The 19890-nt window shown below is 72.9% G+C and carries 18 protein-coding genes and 2 pseudogenes; 6 read left to right on the forward strand and 14 right to left on the reverse strand.

All coding sequences use genetic code 11. The features are described 5' to 3' along the window. Positions 1–6: 6 nt before the first annotated feature. The 3 genes and pseudogenes from D9753_RS03135 to D9753_RS03145 all read right to left on the reverse strand — a co-directional run. Positions 7–948: pseudogene (locus D9753_RS03135) on the reverse strand (ABC transporter substrate-binding protein); the annotation flags it as partial. Beyond that, positions 945–1616, reverse strand: coding sequence for an ABC transporter permease (locus D9753_RS03140; RefSeq protein WP_121785611.1), 672 nt, complete (start codon positions 1614–1616; stop codon positions 945–947). The pseudogene D9753_RS03135 and the gene D9753_RS03140, both read right to left, overlap by 4 nt. A 28-nt stretch (positions 1617–1644) precedes the next feature. After that, the gene (locus D9753_RS03145) at positions 1645–2325 is read right to left on the reverse strand and encodes an ABC transporter permease (RefSeq protein ID WP_121785612.1); all 681 of its coding nucleotides are present in this window, start codon (positions 2323–2325) and stop codon (positions 1645–1647) included. 238 nt (positions 2326–2563) lie between these two features. Here D9753_RS03145 and D9753_RS03150 point away from each other — a divergent pair, with 238 nt between their 5' ends. The 3 genes and pseudogenes from D9753_RS03150 (at position 2564) to D9753_RS03160 (ending at position 5855) form a co-directional block, all read left to right on the forward strand. After that, positions 2564–3421, forward strand: coding sequence for an AAA family ATPase (locus tag D9753_RS03150; RefSeq protein ID WP_121785613.1), 858 nt, complete (start codon positions 2564–2566; stop codon positions 3419–3421). Then, positions 3418–4770, forward strand: coding sequence for a vWA domain-containing protein (locus D9753_RS03155; RefSeq protein WP_121785614.1), 1353 nt, complete (start codon positions 3418–3420; stop codon positions 4768–4770). The genes D9753_RS03150 and D9753_RS03155 overlap by 4 nt, the downstream gene beginning before the upstream one ends. A gap of 109 nt (positions 4771–4879) precedes the next feature. Next, positions 4880–5855, forward strand: a pseudogene (locus tag D9753_RS03160) (D-cysteine desulfhydrase family protein). Between the two features lie 56 nt (positions 5856–5911). On the opposite strand, the gene D9753_RS03165 reads toward D9753_RS03160, so the two are convergent. Then, positions 5912–6271 (reverse strand): cupin domain-containing protein, encoded by a 360-nt coding sequence (locus tag D9753_RS03165; protein WP_121790872.1) that lies wholly within the window; start codon positions 6269–6271, stop codon positions 5912–5914. Between the two features lie 224 nt (positions 6272–6495). Beyond that, positions 6496–7413 carry a LysR family transcriptional regulator gene (locus D9753_RS03170; protein WP_121785615.1) on the reverse strand — a complete coding sequence of 306 codons (918 nt, stop codon included), beginning with the start codon at positions 7411–7413 and terminating at the stop codon, positions 6496–6498. Positions 7414–7562: 149 nt separating this feature from the next. On the opposite strand from D9753_RS03170, the gene D9753_RS03175 reads away from it, so the two are divergent. Both D9753_RS03175 and D9753_RS03180 read left to right on the forward strand, forming a co-directional pair. Next, positions 7563–8258, forward strand: coding sequence for a type 1 glutamine amidotransferase domain-containing protein (locus D9753_RS03175; protein WP_121785616.1), 696 nt, complete (start codon positions 7563–7565; stop codon positions 8256–8258). A gap of 477 nt (positions 8259–8735) precedes the next feature. Next, positions 8736–9701, forward strand: coding sequence for a pirin family protein (locus tag D9753_RS03180; RefSeq protein WP_121790873.1), 966 nt, complete (start codon positions 8736–8738; stop codon positions 9699–9701). Between the two features lie 247 nt (positions 9702–9948). Here the strand turns inward: D9753_RS03180 and D9753_RS03185 are convergent, their stop codons facing one another. The 5 genes from D9753_RS03185 to D9753_RS03205 all read right to left on the reverse strand — a co-directional run bounded on the left by D9753_RS03185 (position 9949) and on the right by D9753_RS03205 (position 13591). Beyond that, a complete protein-coding gene (locus tag D9753_RS03185) occupies positions 9949–10107 on the reverse strand; it encodes an adenine nucleotide alpha hydrolase family protein (RefSeq protein ID WP_205614043.1) in 159 nt (52 codons plus the stop codon). Between the two features lie 656 nt (positions 10108–10763). After that, on the reverse strand, positions 10764–11204 hold the full coding sequence (locus D9753_RS03195) for a universal stress protein (protein ID WP_121785618.1): 441 nt from the start codon (positions 11202–11204) through the stop codon (positions 10764–10766). A 136-nt stretch (positions 11205–11340) separates the two neighbouring features. Next, complete coding sequence (locus D9753_RS36325) at positions 11341–11490, reverse strand: hypothetical protein (protein ID WP_163010604.1); 150 nt, start codon at positions 11488–11490, stop codon at positions 11341–11343. A gap of 382 nt (positions 11491–11872) precedes the next feature. Next, a complete protein-coding gene (locus tag D9753_RS03200; RefSeq protein WP_121785619.1) occupies positions 11873–12877 on the reverse strand; it encodes an NADP-dependent oxidoreductase in 1005 nt (334 codons plus the stop codon). A gap of 27 nt (positions 12878–12904) precedes the next feature. Beyond that, a complete protein-coding gene (locus tag D9753_RS03205) occupies positions 12905–13591 on the reverse strand; it encodes an SDR family oxidoreductase (RefSeq protein WP_121785620.1) in 687 nt (228 codons plus the stop codon). 112 nt (positions 13592–13703) lie between these two features. On the opposite strand from D9753_RS03205, the gene D9753_RS03210 reads away from it, so the two are divergent. Then, positions 13704–14264 carry a TetR/AcrR family transcriptional regulator gene (locus tag D9753_RS03210; protein ID WP_121785621.1) on the forward strand — a complete coding sequence of 187 codons (561 nt, stop codon included), beginning with the start codon at positions 13704–13706 and terminating at the stop codon, positions 14262–14264. Between the two features lie 131 nt (positions 14265–14395). Here D9753_RS03210 and D9753_RS03215 read toward each other — a convergent pair whose 3' ends face one another. The 4 genes from D9753_RS03215 to lanL form a co-directional block, all read right to left on the reverse strand. Further along, a complete protein-coding gene (locus D9753_RS03215) occupies positions 14396–15250 on the reverse strand; it encodes an ABC transporter permease (RefSeq protein WP_121785622.1) in 855 nt (284 codons plus the stop codon). Beyond that, positions 15247–16314, reverse strand: coding sequence for an ATP-binding cassette domain-containing protein (locus tag D9753_RS03220; protein WP_121785623.1), 1068 nt, complete (start codon positions 16312–16314; stop codon positions 15247–15249). Before D9753_RS03220 ends, D9753_RS03215 begins: the two co-directional genes overlap by 4 nt. Positions 16315–16704: 390 nt before the next feature. Next, the gene (locus D9753_RS36330; protein WP_163010605.1) at positions 16705–16860 is read right to left on the reverse strand and encodes a VenA family class IV lanthipeptide; all 156 of its coding nucleotides are present in this window, start codon (positions 16858–16860) and stop codon (positions 16705–16707) included. A gap of 47 nt (positions 16861–16907) precedes the next feature. Continuing rightward, complete coding sequence (lanL, locus tag D9753_RS03225; RefSeq protein ID WP_121785624.1) at positions 16908–19574, reverse strand: class IV lanthionine synthetase LanL; 2667 nt, start codon at positions 19572–19574, stop codon at positions 16908–16910. Positions 19575–19890 lie beyond the last annotated feature (316 nt).

The following is a 19890-nucleotide window of genomic DNA, read 5'->3' on the forward strand; positions in this document are numbered from 1 at the left end:
GGGCTGCCTCAGCAGCCCTTCGTCCGTCAGGTAGGCGCGGGCCACGTCGGCCGGCAGCCGGCGCCAGTTGTCGACCTGCCGGTTCAGGCCGGCCAGATCACCGGTGGTCAGGACGCCGTTCAGGGCGCCGAGGGCCTTCGTCACGCCGGCGCCGCCCGCGCGGGAGCGGTTGACGACGGGGACGATCACGTCGGCGTTCTGAAGGTGTCTGTCGTCGGCGAGCAGGACCAGGCCGAAGGGGTCCAGGGTGGCGTCGGTGGTGGTGGTCAGCACCATCTGGTCCCGGCCGTCCTGCACGGCCCGCTTGGCCTGGGTGGTGCCGACCCCTTTGGGATCGATGCCGGTGAGGTGGATGCCGTACACCTTTCTCAGGCCGGGCGCGCAGTACGGCCGCTGGACGCACTCGTCCCCGGCGGCGAGCCGCACGCCCAGCCGCGAGGCGCCCAGGTCGCTGAGGGTGCGCAGGCCGTACCGGCGGGCGTAGGAGGTGCTCACGGCGAAGGCGTTCTGGTCGACGGCCCGGCCGGGCGGGAGCACGGTGAGGCCGCGGGGGGCGGCGAGGGCGCGCAGGGCCCGCAGGGTGGAGGCGGGGTCGGGTGACCCGGCCGGGGGCGCGCCGGCGCCGTGGGTCCGGGCGTTGAGCCAGTCGGCGAAGGTGGCCGCGTACTCGGGCACCACGTCGATCCGGCCGGACTCCAGGGCGGGTTCGTACAGCTCGCGGTTGGCGACGGTGAGCAGGGACGTGCGGTAACCGGCCTGGTTCAGCAGTTGGGCGTACATCTGGGCGAGGAGGTCGCTCTCGGTGAAGCCCGCCGACCCGATGACCAGGTGATGGCGGTCGCCGGGCGGCGCGGTGACCTGGCCGCGTCTCTCCAGGGACGGGCCGGTGGAGCAGGCGCTCAGGAGGAGCAGCAGGGTGAGGGCGGCGAGTGCCGTGCGGGCTGTCACCGGCCGCCCCGGACCCACGTTGGTGCCAGCCGTCCGGCGACCTCGAAGACGCCCTCGACGAGGAGGGCGACCACCGCCACGAGCAGGGCGCCGGCGACGACCTGGGGTGTGCTGGCGAGGTTGAAGCCCGCCGTGATGATCCGGCCGAGACCGCCGCCGCCCGCGAGCGCGGCGATCGTGGCGGTGGCGACGAGCTGGACCGCGGCGATCCGCACCCCGTTCACGATCATGGGCAGCGCCAGGGGCAGTTCCACGCGGAACAGCACCTGCCGGCCGGTCATCCCCATGCCGCGGGCGGCCCGCACCACGCTCCGGTCGACCTCGCGCATGCCGACATAGGCGTTGGTGAGCAGCGGCGGCGCGGCGAACAGGACGAGGGCGACCACCGTGGGGCCCTCGCCCCACCGGCCGACCGGGGTCAGGAGCAGCAGGACCAGGACGGCGAAGGTGGGCACGGCCCGCCCGGCGTTGGAGATGTTGACGGCGAGCGCGCCTCCCTTGCCGAGGTGGCCGAGGACGAGGGCGACGGGCAGGGCGATCAGACAACTGACGAGCAGGCAGACGAGGGTGAGCAGCAGGTGCTGCAGCAGCCGGTGCCGGATGCCGTCGTCGCCCGACCAGTGCGCGGGATCGGTGAGCCAGCCCCAGGTGGCGTTGAGGGTGCTCATGCGCGGGCCGCCCGCGTCCCGGCCGGGCTCATGCGCGGCCGGCCCGGGTCCAGGGGGTGATCAGCCACTGCACGCCGAGCAGGAGCAGGTCGGCGGCGACGGCGAGCAGAACGCACAGGACGGACGCGGTGAGCACCTGGGCCTTGAAGTAGGTGTTCATGCCCGCGTAGAGGAGGTTGCCGAGGCCGCCGAAGCCCACGATCGCGCCGACCGTGACCAGGGAGACCGCCGAGACGGTGGCGATGCGCAGGCCGGCCATCGCGGCGGGCAGGGCGAGGGGCAGTTCGACGGTGAGGAGCAGGCGGAGGGGGCCGTAGCCGAGGCCGCGCGCGGCCTGCCGGGTCTCCTCCGGGACCGCGCGCAGGCCCGCGAGGATGTTCCGTACGAGCAGCGTGAGCGAGTACAGCACGAGCCCGGCGACGACGAGGGCGGCCGACAGGCCGTAGAGGGGCAGGAGCAGGGAGAACATGGCCAGCGAGGGGATCGTGTAGAGCACCGTCGTGACGGCGAGGACCGGGCCGGCTGCCCAGCCAAGGCGGCGGGCCAGGAGCGCGAGCGGCAGGGCGACGGCCACGGCGATGAGGACGGACAGCGTGGTCAGCCTCAAGTGTTGGAGGACCGCGTCGAGGAGGATCTGGCGGCGGGTGGTCAGATAGAGGCCGCAGATCCACTCGTTGCGTGTGAGGCAGTCGTCCGGGGGCGCGGTCACGGGTCCATTGGACCGGGCGGAGCGGGGGGCGTGCGCGTTGTGGTGGCCCGTACGGGGACCGGGTGGGCCGCTTCGGAGGGGCGGGCGGTTCAGGCAGGCGTCGGTACCCGGCCACCCGCGTCGGTGCCCGCGCCCGGGTCCGCGCCCGCATCGGACGGAACCACGTGACAGAACCGCTGAACAAGCGCTTAGATAGCCGCCGAAGGACGCACCGCTCACCGACCCGCCGGAGGCCCCGTTGTTCACTTCCGTCGACGACGTCTCCGCCCGCCTGGCCGAGACCGGCTACCTGGCCTCCCCCGCCGTCGCCACCACCGTCTTCCTGGCGGACCGGCTGGGCAAGCCGCTGCTGGTCGAGGGCCCCGCCGGGGTGGGCAAGACCGAACTGGCCAAGGCCGTCGCCCAGGTGGCCGGGGCCCGGCTGGTACGGCTCCAGTGCTACGAGGGCGTGGACGAGTCCCGCGCCCTGTACGAGTGGAACCACGCCAAGCAGTTGCTGCGGATCAGCGCGGCCCGCGACGAGAGCTGGGACGAGACCCGCACCGACATCTTCAGCGAGGAGTTCCTCCTCCCCCGCCCCCTGCTGAGCGCCATCCGCGGCGACGAACCGACCGTGCTGCTGATCGACGAGACCGACAAGGCCGACGTCGAGATGGAGGGGCTGCTGCTGGAGGTGCTCAGCGACTTCCAGATCACCGTCCCCGAGCTGGGCACGGTCACCGCGACCCGCCGCCCCTTCGTCGTCCTCACCTCCAACGCCGCCCGGGAACTGTCCGAGGCGCTGCGCCGCCGCTGCCTGTTCCTGCACATCGGCTTCCCCGAGGAGGAGCTGGAGCGGCGGATCGTACGGCTGAAGGTGCCGGGCCTCGGCGAGGCGCTGACCGAGTCGGTGGTCCGGGTGGTCGGGGCGCTGCGCGCGATGGACCTGCGCAAGGTGCCCTCCGTGGCCGAGACCATCGACTGGGCGCGCACCCTGCTGGCCCTGGGCGCCCGCACCCTGGACGAGACGGTCGTCCAGGACACCCTCGGGGTGATCCTCAAGCACGAGGACGACATCCGGAAGGCGGCGGCCAAGCTCGACCTGGACGCGCTGTGAGCGCCGTCGCCGGCCGGATCACCGGCCTGGTCGGGGCGCTGCGCGCGCACGGGGTGCGGATCGGCACCGGGGAGACCGTGGACGCGGCCCGCGCGGTGGAGGCGCTGGGGCTGGCGGACCGGGAGCTGCTGCGCGAGGGGCTGGCCGCCACCCTGCTGCACGGCCCGGACCAGCGGCACCTGTTCGACTCCGTCTTCGACCTGTACTTCCCGCGCGGCGTCGGCGGACCCGACGGCACCCCGCAGGACCGCGAGGCGCTGCGCGACCGGCTCGCGCGGGCACTGGCCGACGACGACCGGGCACTGCTGGCCCGGCTGGCGGCGGAGGCGGTCGACGCCCTGGGCACGTACGGGGGTCCGGAGGGGTCCGACGGCTGGTCGGCGTACCAGACCCTGGACCGGCTGCGCCCCCAGACCCTGCTGGCGCGGGTACGGGCCGACGTGCGGGGTCGGGACGGCGGCGGCACGGGCTTCGCGGACCGGCTGCTCGACGACGGGATCCGGCGCCGCATCGAGGAGTTCCGGCGGATGGTCGGCGCGGAGGCGCGGCGCCGGGTGGCCGAACGGCGCGGACGGGACGAGATCGCACGGCGCGCTGTCCGCCCGACCGCCGACCGGGTGGACTTCCTGTTCGCGAACCGGGACCAGCTCGCCGAACTGCGCCGGGTCGTACGGCCGCTCGCCCGCAAGCTGGCCACGCGGCTCGCCGCCCGCCGCCGCCGGGCCGCGCGGGGCACGATCGATCTGCGCCGCACGCTCCGTTCCTCGCTGACCACGGGCGGGGTGCCGATCCGGCCGGTGCTGCGCAGGCGCCGTCCGGTCCGGCCCGAACTGGTGCTGCTCTGCGACGTCTCCGGCTCGGTGTCCGGCTTCTCCGACTTCACCATGCTGCTGGTGCAGGCGCTGCACGACCAGTTCAGCAAGGTCCGGGTGTTCGCGTTCGTCAACCGGCTCGACGAGGTGACCGGCCTGCTCGACCACGGCCGGGCCGACCCGGACGGGCTCGGCTCCCGCATCCGCGCCGAGGCCACGCTCACCGGCTGGCACGGCAGCAGCGACTACGGCGTGGCGCTGGGCGAGTTCACCGAGCGGTACGGCGGCGCGGCCGGCTTGCGTACCACGGTGTTCGTCCTCGGAGACGCCCGGACGAACATGAGCGACCCCAACCTCCCCGCCGTCCGCGACCTGGCCCGGCGGGCCCGCCGTGTCTACTGGCTGAACCCCGAGCCACGCGACCGGTGGGGCACCGGCGACTCGGCCGCGCCCGCCTACGCGGAGCTGGTGGAGATGCACGAGTGCCGCACGGCCCGGCAGCTCGGCGCACTGATCGCCCGCCTGCTGCCGGTGTGACGCCGCGCGGCCCGGAGCATTCGCGTCGGACGGAGGGGCTGCTGCCTGAGGCGCTCAGCGGCCGTGATCGACTGGCCGCCACCCCGACCACTCATCCGAGGACACCGCCATGAGCCACCCTCCCGTGCCGCTCGGCACCTTCCCCACCCCCGTCGAGTCGGCACCCCGGCTGGCCACCGCGCTCGGGCTCGGACCCGGCGACCTGTGGGTGAAACGCGACGACCTGACGGGCCTCGGCGCCGGCGGGAACAAGATCCGCAAACTGGAGTGGACGGCGGGCGCCGCCCTGGCCGAGGGCGCGGACACCCTCGTGACCACGGGCGCCCCGCAGAGCAACCACGCCCGGCTCACCGCCGCCGCGGGCGCCCGGCTCGGCCTGGACGTCGTCCTCGTACTGCGCGGCTCACCCGGCGTCTCACGGTCCGGGAACCTCGCCCTGGACGGCCTGTTCGGGGCACGGCTCGCCTGGGCCGGCGAGGTGGACCGGGCCGGGCTGGACGCGGCGGCGGCCGAGGTGTGCGAGCGGCTGCGGGCGGCCGGCGCCCGTCCGGCCCTCATCCCGTTCGGTGGCTCCGGCACGCTGGGGCGCGCGGGGCTACGTCCGTTGCGGCGAGGAGCTGCGCGAGCAGGTGCCGGACCTGCGGACGGCCGTGGTCGCCCTGGGCTCGGGCGGCACCATGGCCGGGCTGGTCGCTGCCCTGGGCACCGGGTCGGTACTCGGCGTAGACGTCGGTGCGCTGCCCGACCCGGCCGCGGAGGTAGCGGGGTTCGCGGCACCGCTCACGGCGGAGACGGTCACGGCGGAGGGGCTGCGGGTCCGCCGGGACCAGGTGGGCGACGGGTACGCGGTGCTGACCGGCCCGGTGCGCGAAGCACTCCGGCTGGCCGCCCGCACGGAGGGACTGGTCCTGGACCCGACGTACACGGGCCGCGCCCTGGCCGGCCTGCACGCGGCCGTCCGGGACGGCACCGTCCGGCCGGGCGAGAGGACCGTCTTCATCCACACCGGCGGCCTGCCGGGCCTGTTCGGCCACGCGGACGCGATCGCGTACGCGGAGGGCGGGACGGAGCCGTTCGGGGACTGACGGGCTGGGGGCAGGAGGCTGGGGCAGGGGACCGAGGGCCGGGGGGTGCCGTTCGGTCAGCTCTTCGCGTACTCGTTCGCCATGGTCCCGGCGAAGTCGTAGACGATGACCGGCTCGTCACCGACGACCCAGGCGTCGTGGCCGGGCGCGCACACGAAGACGTCACCCGGACCGACCTCGGCCTCGCCGCCGTCGTCGTCCATGCGGAGGCGCATCCGCCCCTGCACCACGTATCCGTTGTGGGGGACCATGCAGCTCCCGGTGCCCGCGATCGGCGCCACGGACTCCGACCAGCGCCAGCCCGGTTCGAACGTACCCACCGCGAAGTCGAGCCCGGTCAGATGGAGCGCTTCGAGGTGGCCGCGGGGGAAGTCGCGCCGCTCGTCCGGCTTCTCGACGGTCTTCACTTCCAGCATGACGGTGTCCTCCTTCCGGCCGCGGACCGCGGCCGGGGCCGGCCTCCGTCCCCCGGCGCCTCGGACGGCACCGGCTCTGCGGCGGCGGCCGTACCCCATGGCTCCATCGTCGGCCTCGCAACTCGCCCGCGCCATCTCAAGGGGTGGGGGACATCGATGTCGTCGGTCGGGGGGGTGTTCCGGCGGGCTCGGGGACGGCCCTGCGGCAGGCCGGGGCGATCCGGCTACCAGCCGCGCGCCGCCGTCAGCAGCAGGTCGCGGACGCGGGCCACGTCCGGATTGTCGGAGGCGGCGCCGGGACGCTGCACGAGGAAGCTGGTGTTGATCGGCGGATCCTCCGGTTCCAGCAGCGCCACCAGGGCGCCGGAGGCCAGCAGGTCCTGGCACAGATAGCGGGGCAGCACGCTGAACCCGGCGCCACCGGCCACGGCCGCGAGAACACCGCGCAGGTCGGGCACGGTCACGGCGGCGGTACGGGACAGCCGCCGGCCGAAGACGTGCCGCCAGTACCTGCGGGCGATCGGCAGATCCTCGGCGTACGTGACGAGCGGGACACCGTGCAGGACGGCGGGGTCCAGGGGGACGGAGGAGCCCTGCTGTTCCGGCAGCCGGTCGGCCCAGGCCGGGGCGGCGACCAGGACGAACTCCTCGTCCGCGAGGGGCACGGCGTGCAGCGTACGGCCGCGCGGGCGGGTCGTCGCGATCACCAGGTCGTGACGGCCGGCGCGCAGTTCCTCCAGCAGCGGATCGGTCAGCCCCGCCGACACCCGCAGCCGCAGCCCCTCGGCGACCAGCGGGGCGAGAGCCGGCAGCACGGTGGTGCAGAGGAACTCCGCGGGGCCGGCCAGGTGGACGGGCTCGGCGCGGGCACCGGCAGGCGGGGTGGGGCCGGCGACGACGGCCAGGTCGTCGAGGGGCGCGGCGATCCGGGCCGCCAGCTCGTCGGCCACCGGAGTGGGCGTGACCCCGCGCGGCAGCCGTTCGAACAGCTCACGGCCGGTCTGCCGTTCCAGCGCGCGCATCTGCGTCGTCACCGTCGGCTGCGACAGTCCGAGCAGGCGGGCGGCGCCGGTGAAGGAGCCGGAGCGGTAGACCGCGAGGAAGGTGCGCAGCAGGTTGAGGTCGGGTGAGGGGGTCTCCACGGTCCGAGTATCGCCGCAGGCTGTTCCCCTGAGCCATAGGAGATCCAATGCCTCTCATTCGTTACCGCATTGGATGTCTATGGGCCTGATCGCCTACGTTCTCTTTCACAGGCCCAAGCCCCTCGAAGACGGAACCCAGGAGACCCCTCATGTCGAAAATCTTGTTCGTGATGACCGGCGCCGATCACTGGACGCTTGCCGACGGCACCGCGCACCCGACCGGCTTCTGGGCCGAGGAGGCCGTCGTCCCCTACCGTGCCCTCAGGGCCGCCGGTCACGAGGTCGTCGTCGCCACTCCGGGCGGTGTGGTCCCTCCGGTCGACCGGGCGAGCCTGGCCGCCGAGGTCAACGGCGGTCAGGAGAAGGCCGACGAGATCGCCCGAGCGGTGGAGGACATGGCCGAGCTGCGGACGCCCGTGAAGCTCGCCGAGGTGGACCTCGCCGACTTCGCCGCCGTGTTCTACCCGGGCGGGCACGGCCCCATGGAGGACCTGGCCGTGGACGCCGACTCCGGCAGGCTGCTGACGGCGACCCTGGATTCCGGCAAGCCGCTGGCCGTGGTCTGCCACGGCCCGGCCGCCCTGCTCGCCGCGGTCCGGGCGGACGGCACCAACGCCTTCGCCGGCTACCGCGTGGCAGCCTTCACCAACGAGGAGGAGACCCAGGGCGGTCTCGCCGGGCAGGCCAGGTGGCTGCTCGAGGACCGGCTGACCGAGGCGGGCGTCGAGGTGCGGACGGGCGAGCCGTGGGCGCCGCACGTGGTGGTCGACCGCACCCTGGTCACCGGCCAGAACCCGGCCTCCTCCGCTCCGGTCGCCGAGGAGCTGCTGAAGCGGCTGGGCTGACGTGGCGGGGGTGCGGGGTCCGAGTCGACAGGGGCCGAGCTGACACGGCTGAGCTGAGGGGTGAGGAGCCGGGGTGGGGCGGCCGCCCGCGACGCGCCACGGGCGCGACGCGGGCACGGTACGGGCGGCGCGGCTGGCCCGGCTGGCGGAGAAACTCGTCGGCCGGGACCCGCAACCTCGCTCGACCCCGAGCGACCGAAGGAACCCATGTCCCCACACCGCGCCCCGCACCCGAACCGCGCTCACAGGCTGCGCACCGTCCTGGGGGTCTCCGCCGTCGGCGCGGCCCTGGCCGTCGCCGAGCGCCCGGCCGCAAGGAGGCTGTGGGTCCGCCGTACCCCCCGGGGTACGGGCACTGCCGGAAGCGGGCCGCCCGTGCCGTGGCGGCGGAACACCGGACGGGCTGCCGGGGCACATGGAGCGAAATCCCGGAGACCGCGCACACCGTCCGGCCCGCGCACCGCTAAGTTGGGCGGCATGAGCAACCTTGACCGCGCACCCGTGCCCAGCGTCTGCGGTGGCCGCGGCTTCGTCGTCGCCGAACCCGTGCGCGAGCTGCTGAGCCCCCGGCATGTGAAGCTGGGCGAGTCGACCGAGGTACGCCGGCTCCTGCCGAACCTCGGACGGCGCATGATCGGCGCGTGGGCGTTCGTCGACCACTACGGCCCCGACGACATCGCCGACCAGCCGGGCATGCAGGTGCCGCCCCACCCGCACATCGGGCTCCAGACGGTCAGCTGGCTGCACCAGGGCGAGGTGCTGCACCGGGACTCCACGGGCAGCCGGCAGACGATCGGGCCCCGGCAGCTTGGCCTGATGACCTCGGGCCGCGCGATCAGCCACTCCGAGGAGACCCCGCGTCAGCACGCCCGCTTCCTGCACGGGGCCCAACTGTGGGTCGCCCTGCCCGACGAACACCGGCACACCGACCCGCGGTTCGAGTACCACCCCGAGCTGCCCGAGGTCACCGCGCCCGGACTGACCGCCACGGTGATCCTGGGCGAGCTGGACGGCTCCCGGTCGCCCGGTACGACGTTCACCCCGATCGTCGGCGCCGACCTCGCCCTCAGCGGGGGCACCGACGTACGCCTGCCGCTGGAACCGGACTTCGAGTACGGCGTACTGGCGATGTCCGGCGAGGTCCGCGTGGACGGGGTGCCGGTGCTGCCCGGCTCGATGCTCTACCTGGGCTGCGGACGGTCCGAACTCCCGCTGCGCGCCGAGTCGGACGCCGAGGTCATGCTCCTGGGCGGTGAGCCGTTCGCCGAGGAACTCCTCATGTGGTGGAACTTCGTCGCCCGCACCCAGGAGGAGATCGAACAGGCCCGCGCGGACTGGATGGAAGGATCCCGTTTCGGCGAGGTGAAGGGGTACGACGGCAACCCGCTGCCCGCCCCCGCGCTGCCACCGGTGCCGCTCAAACCACGCGGAAGGACCCGCTGACCGGCCAGAACGCCGCCCACGCCACTCTCCGTCCCTGACCGCGCCTCCACCTGCCCAGCCGCGGCGACCGCCCGTTGTCCGGGACCACCGGACCGTCCAGTCACCGTGGCATCGGCCGGTGGGCGGCGAGGTGCTCGGGGGCCTTGGTGTAGGTGTCCGTGCCGATCTCTCCCGAGGCGCGGCGCCACGAGGCGGTCGGTCCGGCTCCCGGACGCCATGCCACCGCTTGCGCCGCGCCGCGTCTCATTCAGGTGCCGGCACCGACGCCGCGCGAGCCCAGCACCAGCATCTCGGTGAAGGCCGCCGACTCGCACAGGACATCGGCCACGGTCCCGGTCAGTTGCTCACCGACCACCTCGACACCGGGATGACGGAGGAGAATGCCTTCCGTGCGCTCGCGCACCATCTTGCGTCGCCCGGTGTTCGTACGGCTTGGCTGCCTGCAGCGGGCGCCGGGGTAAGGCTTCGCGGCACCGGTCCCAGGTGGCGCGATCCGATGCCGGCCACATGGGTCCGAGGGCCCCGGTCAGGTCCTGGCGGCCCGTGGCGTCGGACGCCGGACGAGCCCACGCTGGAAGCACCAGCACTCCATGGAGTGGATCAGTCGGCGCCTCCGGTCTGCACGCTGCGCGGCATCGTCACCGACCGCGACCTCGCTCTGCGCGGCCTGTGCGGGGGCCTGGAACGCCGGACACGGGTGGAAAAGGTGTTGCCGACGCGGGTGGTCACCGTCGACGCGGACGGCGATCTCCAGGTGGCCTACCGCCGCCGCACGGGGGTGCGCCGTCGTCCCCTGCGGCGCGAGGGTGAGGCGGTGGGTGTGCTGACGATCGACGATCTGTTTCTCGATGCCTTCCGCCGCCCGGCCGACCTGCTGGGACCGGTCGCTGGAGTGTGCTTCAGGAGCCGCCCGGCCTCCCCTCTCCGGCGGAACTCTGCGGATCCCGGGGTGCGGTTGCTGCCCGGTGACGAACTCGCGCTCGTGTCGCACCGGGCGACGCAGGAGATCCACGCGGCCTCCCAGTGGCCGGGGCCCGGCACCGATGTCGGCCCCCGGCGGCATCACTTCTCCGCTGAGCGCACGATCACGACCGGGCAGCCCGCGTGCTGCGACACGTGCTGGCTGACAGAGCCCAGCAGGGCCCGCGCGAATCCGCCCCTGCCCCGGCTGCCCACGACCAAGGCCTCGGCTCCTTGCGCGGCCCGAAGCAGCACGTCGGCGGGGTTGCCGTGCACCACATGGGCCCGCACCGAGCCGGCCGCGTCCGCGCCGAGCACCTCGGTCAGCTCCTTCCGCATCTGTTGCCGAGTCTCGTCCTCGTCGACGTCCATGTCCACGGCCGGCCCCGACCAGCCGTACAGACCGGGCAGCTCCCACACGGCGACCGCGTCCACGGTGCCGCCGATCACGCCGGCGTAACGCACGGCCCACCGCAGCGCCTCGTAGGAGCACTGCGAGCCGTCGACGCCGACCACCACTTTCCGGGAGACCTCCTCGTCCATACGTCCCACCTCTCCTTCGACGTGTGCGCACACCTGGCCACCGCGGCGGCCACCTCTGTTCCCTACCTACGCTGCGGGACACATCGCCACCCCGCCAGAGCAGGACACGGCGGCGGCATGACGCGGGATGCTGCCGTCAGCGGCGGTAGCGCATCGCCCAGCCGGGGCCCACGCGTGCCCACTCACGGTCCCACCGGGAGAGGCGGCGGCGGTCCATGAACCAGCCGACGGCCCGCCACACGCCGTGTGCGGTGGCCACGCCGCCGAAGGCCGCCGCGAAAGCCACCGCCATACCTGCGGACCGCTATGAAGCCAGGCCCGCACCGGCGCGACACCCGTGTGGCTGCCCGACCGGTCGTACTGACGGCGACGGCCGTCAGGAAGACACGGAGTCTGCGCTCCAGCCGGTCCAAGGGCCGTTCGAGGAGGTTCGGGACCCCATCCGGCCCCTGCGGGGTCCGCTTGCCTCGCGGGCCGGAGACAGGCCGTTCGCCGGGAAGACGCGGTATCGACATGCACGGCCTCCGGTGCGGAGTCGAGGGTTCCGTGTGTGCCTCCACCGTCCCGCTCCGCGCACCCGCCGGGGTAGGGGCCCCACGGCCCTCCTGGATGCCGTTCGGCCCCGACGAACAGGACGCCAGCGGAGCGCCGACGGTGCGCGGGTGCCGTCACATCATCGTGACGACGACCTTCCCGGCCTTCGGGCGCCCTTTCTCGACGTACTCCAGAGCCTCCGGGATCGATGCGAAAGGGAAGACGCGGTCGACGACGGGCCGGATGTGTCCGGCGTCGACGAGCGCGGCCAGCTCGCGCAGTTGGTGCCCGCTCGCCCTCATGAACAGGAACTCGTACGTCGCATGACGGCGCCGGGCCCTGCGTCGGGTGCGGAAGCTCAGCGCGGCCATGGCCGTCCGCAGGATCGGATTCGCACCCAGCTCCCTGGCGAAGGCGGCGTCGGGAGGGCCGGCGATGCTGATGACCTTCCCGCCGGGCTTGAGCACGCGCAGGGACTTCTCGACGTTCTCGCCGCCGAGTGGGTCGAGGACGATGTCGTAGTCGTGCAGAACCGTTTCGAACGCCTGCTTCTTGTAGTCGACGACGACGTCCGCACCCAGGCTCTTCACCAGGTCGACGTTGGCCGTACCGGTGGTCGTGGCCACACGCGCACCCAGATGTCTCGCCAACTGGACGGCGATGGTGCCCACGCCGCCGGAGCCCGCGTGGACGAGGACCTTCTGGCCCGGCCGCACACGTGCCCGTTCGACGAGGGCCTGCCACGAGGTCAGGGCGACCAGCGGGAGGGACGCGGCCTCCTCCATCGTCAGCGTGACCGGTTTGACGGCCACGTCGTCCTGGTGGACGGCGATCAGCTCGGCGAACGTGCCGATCCGGTCCTTGTCGGGACGCGCGTACACCTCGTCGCCCACCGAGAACCGCGTCACCGCCGTACCCACCTCGACCACCGTCCCGGCCAGGTCGTTGCCCAGGACGAACGGGACCCGGTACGGCAGGATCGCCTTGAACTCCCCGTCCCGGATCTTGAGGTCGAGCGGGTTGACGCTCGCGGCGTGGATCCGGACCAGGACGTCGTCCGCGCCCACCTGCGGCCGCGGCACGTCATCGGCACGCACGCCGGCCTTGTCGCCGTAGCGCTCGACCCTGAAGGCCTTCATCATCGTCTCCGTCCCGTGGGTGCGTGCTCAGGCCGCGGTCGGCGCCGTGGCCAGGCCCTTCTTGACGAGGCGGGTGATGTCGTCGGCGAGGATCTCGGGCAGGCCCTGCTCGATGCCGTTCAGGGCCTGGGTGGCGACGTCGGCGGGGTCGGCCTTCTGATCGGCCGGGACGACAGTGGCCATGTCGGTGTCCATGTATCCGACGTGCAGTGCCGAGACGGTGATGCCGCGGGGCGCCAGCTCCTCGCGGGCGGCGTCGGTCAGCGCCCAGGCCGCGGCCTTGGCTGCCGCGTAGGCCCCGAGGTCGGCGGGGTGCAGCCACGACAGGACGGACAGGACGTTGAGCACGGCCCCGCCGCCGTTGCCCTCGATGACCGGGGCGAACGTCCGGGTGACGGCGAGCGGCCCGTAGAAGTTGGTGTCCATCTCCAGGCGCACCATGTCCGGGTCGCCGGCGAGCAGCGGGGTGGCAGTGGAGATCCCCGCGTTGTTCACCAGCAGCGTCACGTCGGAGGCGATGCGCGCCGCGGCCCGGATCGACTCCTCGTCGGTCACGTCCAGGCGGAGCGGGGTGACGCCGGGCAGGTCCACGCTCTCGGGGCGGCGGGCCGCCGCGTAGACCTTGGCTCCGCGCTCCATTAGCTGGGTGGCCAGGTGGCGTCCCAGGCCCCGGTTGGCGCCTGTGACCACGGCGACGGCGTTCTTCAGTTCCATGTCTGCTCCCTGCGGGCTGCAGCCTAGATTCGGGCCGCGTGAAATTAGATGATGGATGAAATCTAAACTCATCATAGAATAGATGGCGTCCGACATCAATGGGAGGTGGCCGATGGGTCGCGTGTCACAGGCTCAGGCGCAGGAGAACCGGCAGCGGGTCGTGGAGACCGCCTCCCGGCTGTTCCGCGAACAAGGCACCCACGTCAGCGTCGCCGACCTCATGAAGGCCGCCGGCCTGACTCACGGCGGCTTCTACAAGCAGTTCGCCTCCAAGGACGCCCTCGTCGACGAGGCCACCGCGCACGCCTTCGACGAACTCGCCCGGCTCCACACGGCCGGGATCGAGCGGCATGCCGGACAACACGACGCCGCCCAGCGGGAGGTGATCGACACCTACCTCTCCGTCGAGCACCGCGACAACGCGGCGGACGGCTGCCCCGTCGCCGGGCTCGCCGCCGACATGGCGCGCGCGGACGGCAACGACGAGGCCCACCGCGTCTACGCCGAGGGTGTGCGCGCCTTCGCCGAGGCGCTCGCCACCGAGGACCAGGACGGCATCACCCGGCTGTGCACCATGCTCGGAGCCCTCGTCCTGGCCCGCGCCACCAAGGACTCCCCGCTCTCGGAGGAGATCCTCACCACCGCGCGCGCGGCCTTGACGGAATCCGGCTGAACCGGAGCGGTCTTCCCTCCCGGGCCCGCCCGGCAACCACTGCTTCCCGGGGCACGCCGGCCGGTACGCCGTGCCTCCAGGATTCGGGGGAACGCGGTGCGGCCGGCGCCTCCGATCCGGCAGGTGGCTTGTCATTCCGGGCGCTTGAAGCGGTGGGCGGCCCAGAGGAGGGCCATCGTGCCACCGGCGAGGAGGAGGGCGGCTTCGAGGGTGAGGGGAGGTTGCCAGCCGGCCCATTCGATGCCTGCGACGGCTCTCTGGTCCGGTGCCCGCAGGGCGATGCAGCCGCGGAGCAGGTCCACTCCGTAGGCGAGCGGATTGGCATCGGCCAGTGCGCGGGCCCAGTCGGGCATCGCCCGCAGCGGGAAGAAGGCACCGGAGAGGAACAGCAGCGGCATCATCACCAGGCCGAGCATCAGGTGGAACGTCTCGGCTCTGCGGAGGCTCACGGCCAGGGCCAGGGCCAGGGCGGTGATGGTGAAGGAGGCCAGAATCATGCCGGCGAGGAGGAGCACCAGGAGCTGCGGGTCGTAGGGCAGGCCGACGACCCCGGCCAGGCCGAGGAGTACGGCGCCCTGCGCTGTGGCGGCCAGCGTGCCGCCGATGCAGCTTCCCAGGAGCAGGGTGGAGCGGCTGACCGGGGCCATCAGGAGTTCTCGCAGGTAACCCCTCTCCCGGTCGGTGATCAGCCGGACGCCGACGGTGATGGCGGGCATCTGTACCGTCATCATCAGCATCCCGGGGAACAGGTACGTCTGGTAGCCGACGCCCAGTGAGGCGCTGGGGATGAGAGCGGCCAGTCCGCCTCCCAGGATGAGGAGGTAGAGCACGGGCTGCACCAACATGAGCGCCGTGTGGGTGCGTTGCCCGGCCAGGCGGAGCAGATCGCGGTGGACCAGGGCGTGGACCGCGCGCAGTTCGTGCCGTAGGCGGGCCGGCCGTTCACTGCCGGAGGCGTCCGAGGTCTGGAGCGCGAGTGTGGTCATCGGCCGCCCTCGGCTTCCGACGTGGTGGCGCGCGGGACGGTGGTGGTCGGAGTCCGGGCGGGTTGTGTGGCGTGAAGGCTGCGGCCGGTGTGGTGGAAGAAGACATCGTCGAGCGTGGGCGCGGTCGCGGAAGCAGCGTGCACGGCGACACCGTGTCCTTCCAGAGCCGCGCACAGGCGGGGAATCCAGGCGCTGCCGTCGGGCGCCCGCAGGCAGACTCCGTCGCTGTCCACGGTGATGTCGCGGTTCGACGGCGCCATCCGGCGCACGACCCGTTGTGCGGTCACGTCGTCGCTGGTGCTGAGCACCACCCGGTCATCTCCGATGTCGGTCTTGAGCGCGACGGGCGTGCCTTGTGCCACCAGACGGCCTCGGTCGATGATGGCGATGCGGTCGCAGTTCTCCGCCTCCTCCAGATAGTGGGTGGTGACGAAGAGCGTGCTGCCATGCCGGTCGCGCAGTGCCCGCAGGTGTTCCCATACCTGGGCGCGGGCGTAGGGGTCGAGTCCGGTGGTCGGCTCGTCCAGGAACAGCACCCGGGGTGCGTGCAGGAGTCCGCGGGCGATGTCCAGCCGGCGCCGCATACCGCCGGACAGGGTGCGTACCGGGGAGCACCGCCGGTCGGTCAGGCCGACCAGCTCAAGCACTTCGGTGGCGCGCCGGCGGGCGTGGCGGCGGCTCAGCCCGTACAGGCGTGCGTGGATGTACAGGTTCTGGTCGGCCGTCAGATCCGGGTCCATGGCACTGTGCTGGAAGAGCATGCCGACCTGTCGCCGTACCTCGTGGGGTCGAGCGAGCACGTCGGCGCCGGCCACCGTGGCGTGACCGGCGGTGGGACGGGCCAGGGCGCAGAGCAAGGCGATGGTGGTGGACTTCCCGGCGCCGTTGGGGCCCAGAAAGGCGAAGGTTTCGCCTTGTGGCACGTCCAGGTCCAGGCCGTCCACGGCGTGGGTGAGGGTGCCCTCCGGCCCCGGGTAGCTCTTGCTCAGACCACGCGTACGGATGGCGTACGCGGACTCGGGGATGTGAGGCGTGGCGTGCGGACCGGTGAGGGAGGCGGTCATGAGGGCCGCTTGGGTGGCCGCGGGTTCACCGGCATGCGGCTGCCTGCGGTGTGGTCCTCACCCGCCGGTACGCACCAGGTGGGCCATGCCCCGGGCGTGGGCGGTAGCAGGGTGACCACTCCCTCGGCGGTCGGAGCGGTACGGATGTACGGGCGCAGGGCCAGGGGGCTCATGTCGTCTCGTCGGCCTTACAGGTCGTGGGACCGGCGACGTCGCGGTCGCGGAGGCGGGGTCAGCCACGTGCGGCTCTCCGGCGCTTCTCGCCCGGTCACGGGGAACAGCAGGGGCTGCTGTCGGTGGGATGGCTGCGTCTGGAATCCGGCCGTCACTCCGGCCGGCGGCTGTCCGCGGGCTGTCCGGGGCAGCCGCCGGCCGAGTGGTGCCGCTGGCCTAGGCGCAACTGACGCCGATACAGATGGTGTTGAGGGCGGTCAGCAGGCCGATGCAGTCACACGTAGCGTGGAACGGCGTCCCGTCGATGCTGACGGGGTCGGTCTCGGGAAGGGCGTGAAGCCGGGCCAACAGTTCGAGGTCCTGGTTCTCCATCAGGTTTCTCCTTCTTCTGTGGGGGTGGCGGCAGACTTTCCTGCCGCTCAAGCCGGCGGCTGGACCATCCAGTGCCGGGGGTCGGCGTGGCGGACCCGGAGGAGGAAGGCCAGAATTCCGGCGATCCCGTCGCTCCAACTGGTGGAGACGTCTCCGTACTCGTTGGGGAAGACCACGTGGTCGTGGCGGTTGGCCCGTTCGGCGACGACGAGGTGGGCCAGCTCCGCGGCCATGACGCGGTAGGCGGGGTCACCTGTGGCGTCGGCCATGTCGAGGAGGAAGTCACCGTTGCCCGCCAGTCCGTGGCACTGGGTGAGAGCGGCGCGAGAGGCACGTTCCGCGACGGCGTGCGTGGCGCGGCGGGCGAGCTCCCCGAACCTGCCATCGCCGGTGACCTGCCACAGCCGGACGAGGAAGGTGCCGACACCCGCGGCGCCGTGGCACCAGTACGGGGCCGTGGGCACGTCCGCGGCCTGGGCGGGCCAGTGCGCCACCGGGCCGGTGAGTACGGCGTTGGCCACCAGGAGTTCGCCGGCCTCCACGGCCAGTTCCATGTGCTCAGGGCGTTGCGAGACGGCCGCGGCGGCGAGGAGGAAGAAGCCGATGCCGGCCGTTCCGTGGGCGAAGCCCAGATACCGCTTGCCGGCCTCCTGGGCAACGGCTTCCGCGGGAACCGCCCAGCTCGCTCCGGACTGCTCACGGTCCGCGGCGGCGACCAACCGGTCGGCGGCGTCGCCGGCCAGTTCGGCGAAGCGCGGATCGCCGGTGCGGTGCCACAGGTGCAGGGCGGCGAGTCCGCTGCCCGCGGCGCCGTGGGTGATGTCGTGGCTGGGCGTGGACTGTTGCGGTGCCAGGGCCAGGGTCAGTGCCTGATCGGTGAGTCGGCGGTCGTCGATGGCGCGTCCGGCGTCGTACAGGGCCCAGGCGGTCCCACGGCCGCCGAAGTGCAGGCCGGCTCGGGTGGAACCGGTGTCCACGCGACGGGCGATCCAGTGGCCCGCGGTGGAGATCAGCTCCGGCAGGCGGGGATCGCCGGTGAGTTCCCAGTACCGCGTCAGTACTGCCAGGACGCCGGCCGCGCCCTGCTGCACGGTGCAGGGATCGGTCTCCCCGGCTGTCGTGGACACGGGCCACAGCCGCCGGTCGTCGGCAGGGGTCATCGAGTCGATGAGGTGGTTGACGAGCCCGGCCACCGTACCGTCGAGGTCGTCGTCCCGTGCCGGGCGGGCGGCGGCGTCGCCCGCCGGTCGCGCCGTCGGGGTCGCCTTCCGGAGGGCCTCGCGGGCTCGCGACGGCTTCCAGCGCTCGTCAGGATCGTCCTTCATCAGGCCGAGGACCATGTCCGCCAGGCCGTCCGGCAGGCGCAGCGGCCCGGTGCACGCGGCCAGCCATGCGGCGAGCCGCTGTTCCGCGGCCCTGGTGGCAGGCTCCTCGGGCAGCAGGTTCGGCACCTTCCCGGCCAGGACGAAGCACGCGGTGGCACCCAGGCTGTAGTAGTCGGCCGTCGGGGAGACGGGTGCGTCGGTGAGCCGTTCGGGTGCGCTGAACCCTGGGGTTCCCAGTCGTGTCGGCCGGGCCGAGTCGTCCTCCAGGACCGCGAGTTCCAGGTCGATCAGGCGCGGTTCGCCGTCCGGGCGGACCATGACGTTGCCGGGCGTGAAGTCCCGCAGGACGCAGCCGTGGGCGTGGGCCGCGACGACCAGGTCCACCAGGCGTGCGACCAGGGCCAGGGCGTCGGCGCGGTAGCGCTCGCCTCCGACGTCGCGGAAGTGTTCGGCGACCCAGGTGCGCAGGGCCACCCCCGGGACCTGCTCCTGGGCCAGGAACAGGTGCCCGCCGTGTTCGAACAGCGCCAGTGGCTCCGGAGCCAGCCCCAGGCCCTGGAGCTTCTCCAGCGTCCGGGCCTCGGCGCGCAGCCAGTCACGGACGTCGCGGCCGACTCCGTCGGCATCCACGTGCGGCCGGGCCTCCTTGATCACCACGGCCGCGCCCGTACGGACGTCGGTGCCCCGGTAGACGCCACCCTTGTTCGTGTGCCGGATCGCCTCCCGCACCTCGAAACGACCGCCGAGCAACACCGGGCCGCTCGCCGCGTCCGCCGGGCGCGGCGGGACGGGCACCGCGGCGGGAAACGGGCAGACCGCCCAGGGCGGTGGCGAATACTGGCCGGTGCGTTTGTCCTCCACGGGGTTGCCGTCGGGGTCCTCGATGAACCACACCAACAGGCCGTTGTCCGCCAGCCACCGCCGGCCGACGAAGGAGCCGTAGCGGTAATGCACCAGGCTGTGTGCGGCGTAAGGCTGGTCGGACAGGATCCGGGGGCCGGCCAGCCCCGCCGTAACCCGGTGCAGCTTCTCGGCGAGCCGGGCCGCGTCGGCGTCCGAGCGCGGGTAGACGGTGATGAACTTGCCCGAGTTACCCCGGGGGGTCGCGCGGGAGTTGAGCGCGCTCACCTTTTCGAGCGACCGGGCGAACTTGAACGCCGACTCCTCCAGAAGCAGAACGTCCAAGGCCTTGGCCAGAACCGTCGGCGCGGAAGCGGCCGTCGCCGACAGATGCAGCTTCCAGCCTTGCTCGCGTCGCGCCCCGGACCGGGGCGCGACGCGGCACCACACCTCGTCCGTGTCGGCGGTCCAGCGCGCGCCTGTGGCTGTGGCGTGCAGCGCTTGGTCGAGAAGACCCTGCAGGTCGACCTCAGTGGCGTGGCTCGTCATGGGTGTCCCTCCGAACGGCGAGAACCGTTGGTGGAGACGTGCCCGATGGCACAGACACACCCACGCACACCCGGCCGAATTCATCCCATCCGGTAAGCGTGTGGGGGTGTTTCCTCACCCGGGAGCGCGCCTGGCGCAGGTAGAATCGCGCGGGCCTATGAGCCGAATGGCAGCGTTTCCGCGGTGGCCGTCAACCGTTCCGTATGTCACGGCGTGCCGGTCGACAGTCTGCCTGGTCCCTTCAGCGGCGCCGGCGAACGCCACCGCCGCACCCCCGCGTCGAGGGCCCCCGTCCGCACTCACCGCCGCACGGGTG

The sequence above is a fragment of the Streptomyces dangxiongensis genome (genome assembly GCF_003675325.1).
Taxonomy (GTDB): domain Bacteria; phylum Actinomycetota; class Actinomycetes; order Streptomycetales; family Streptomycetaceae; genus Streptomyces; species Streptomyces dangxiongensis.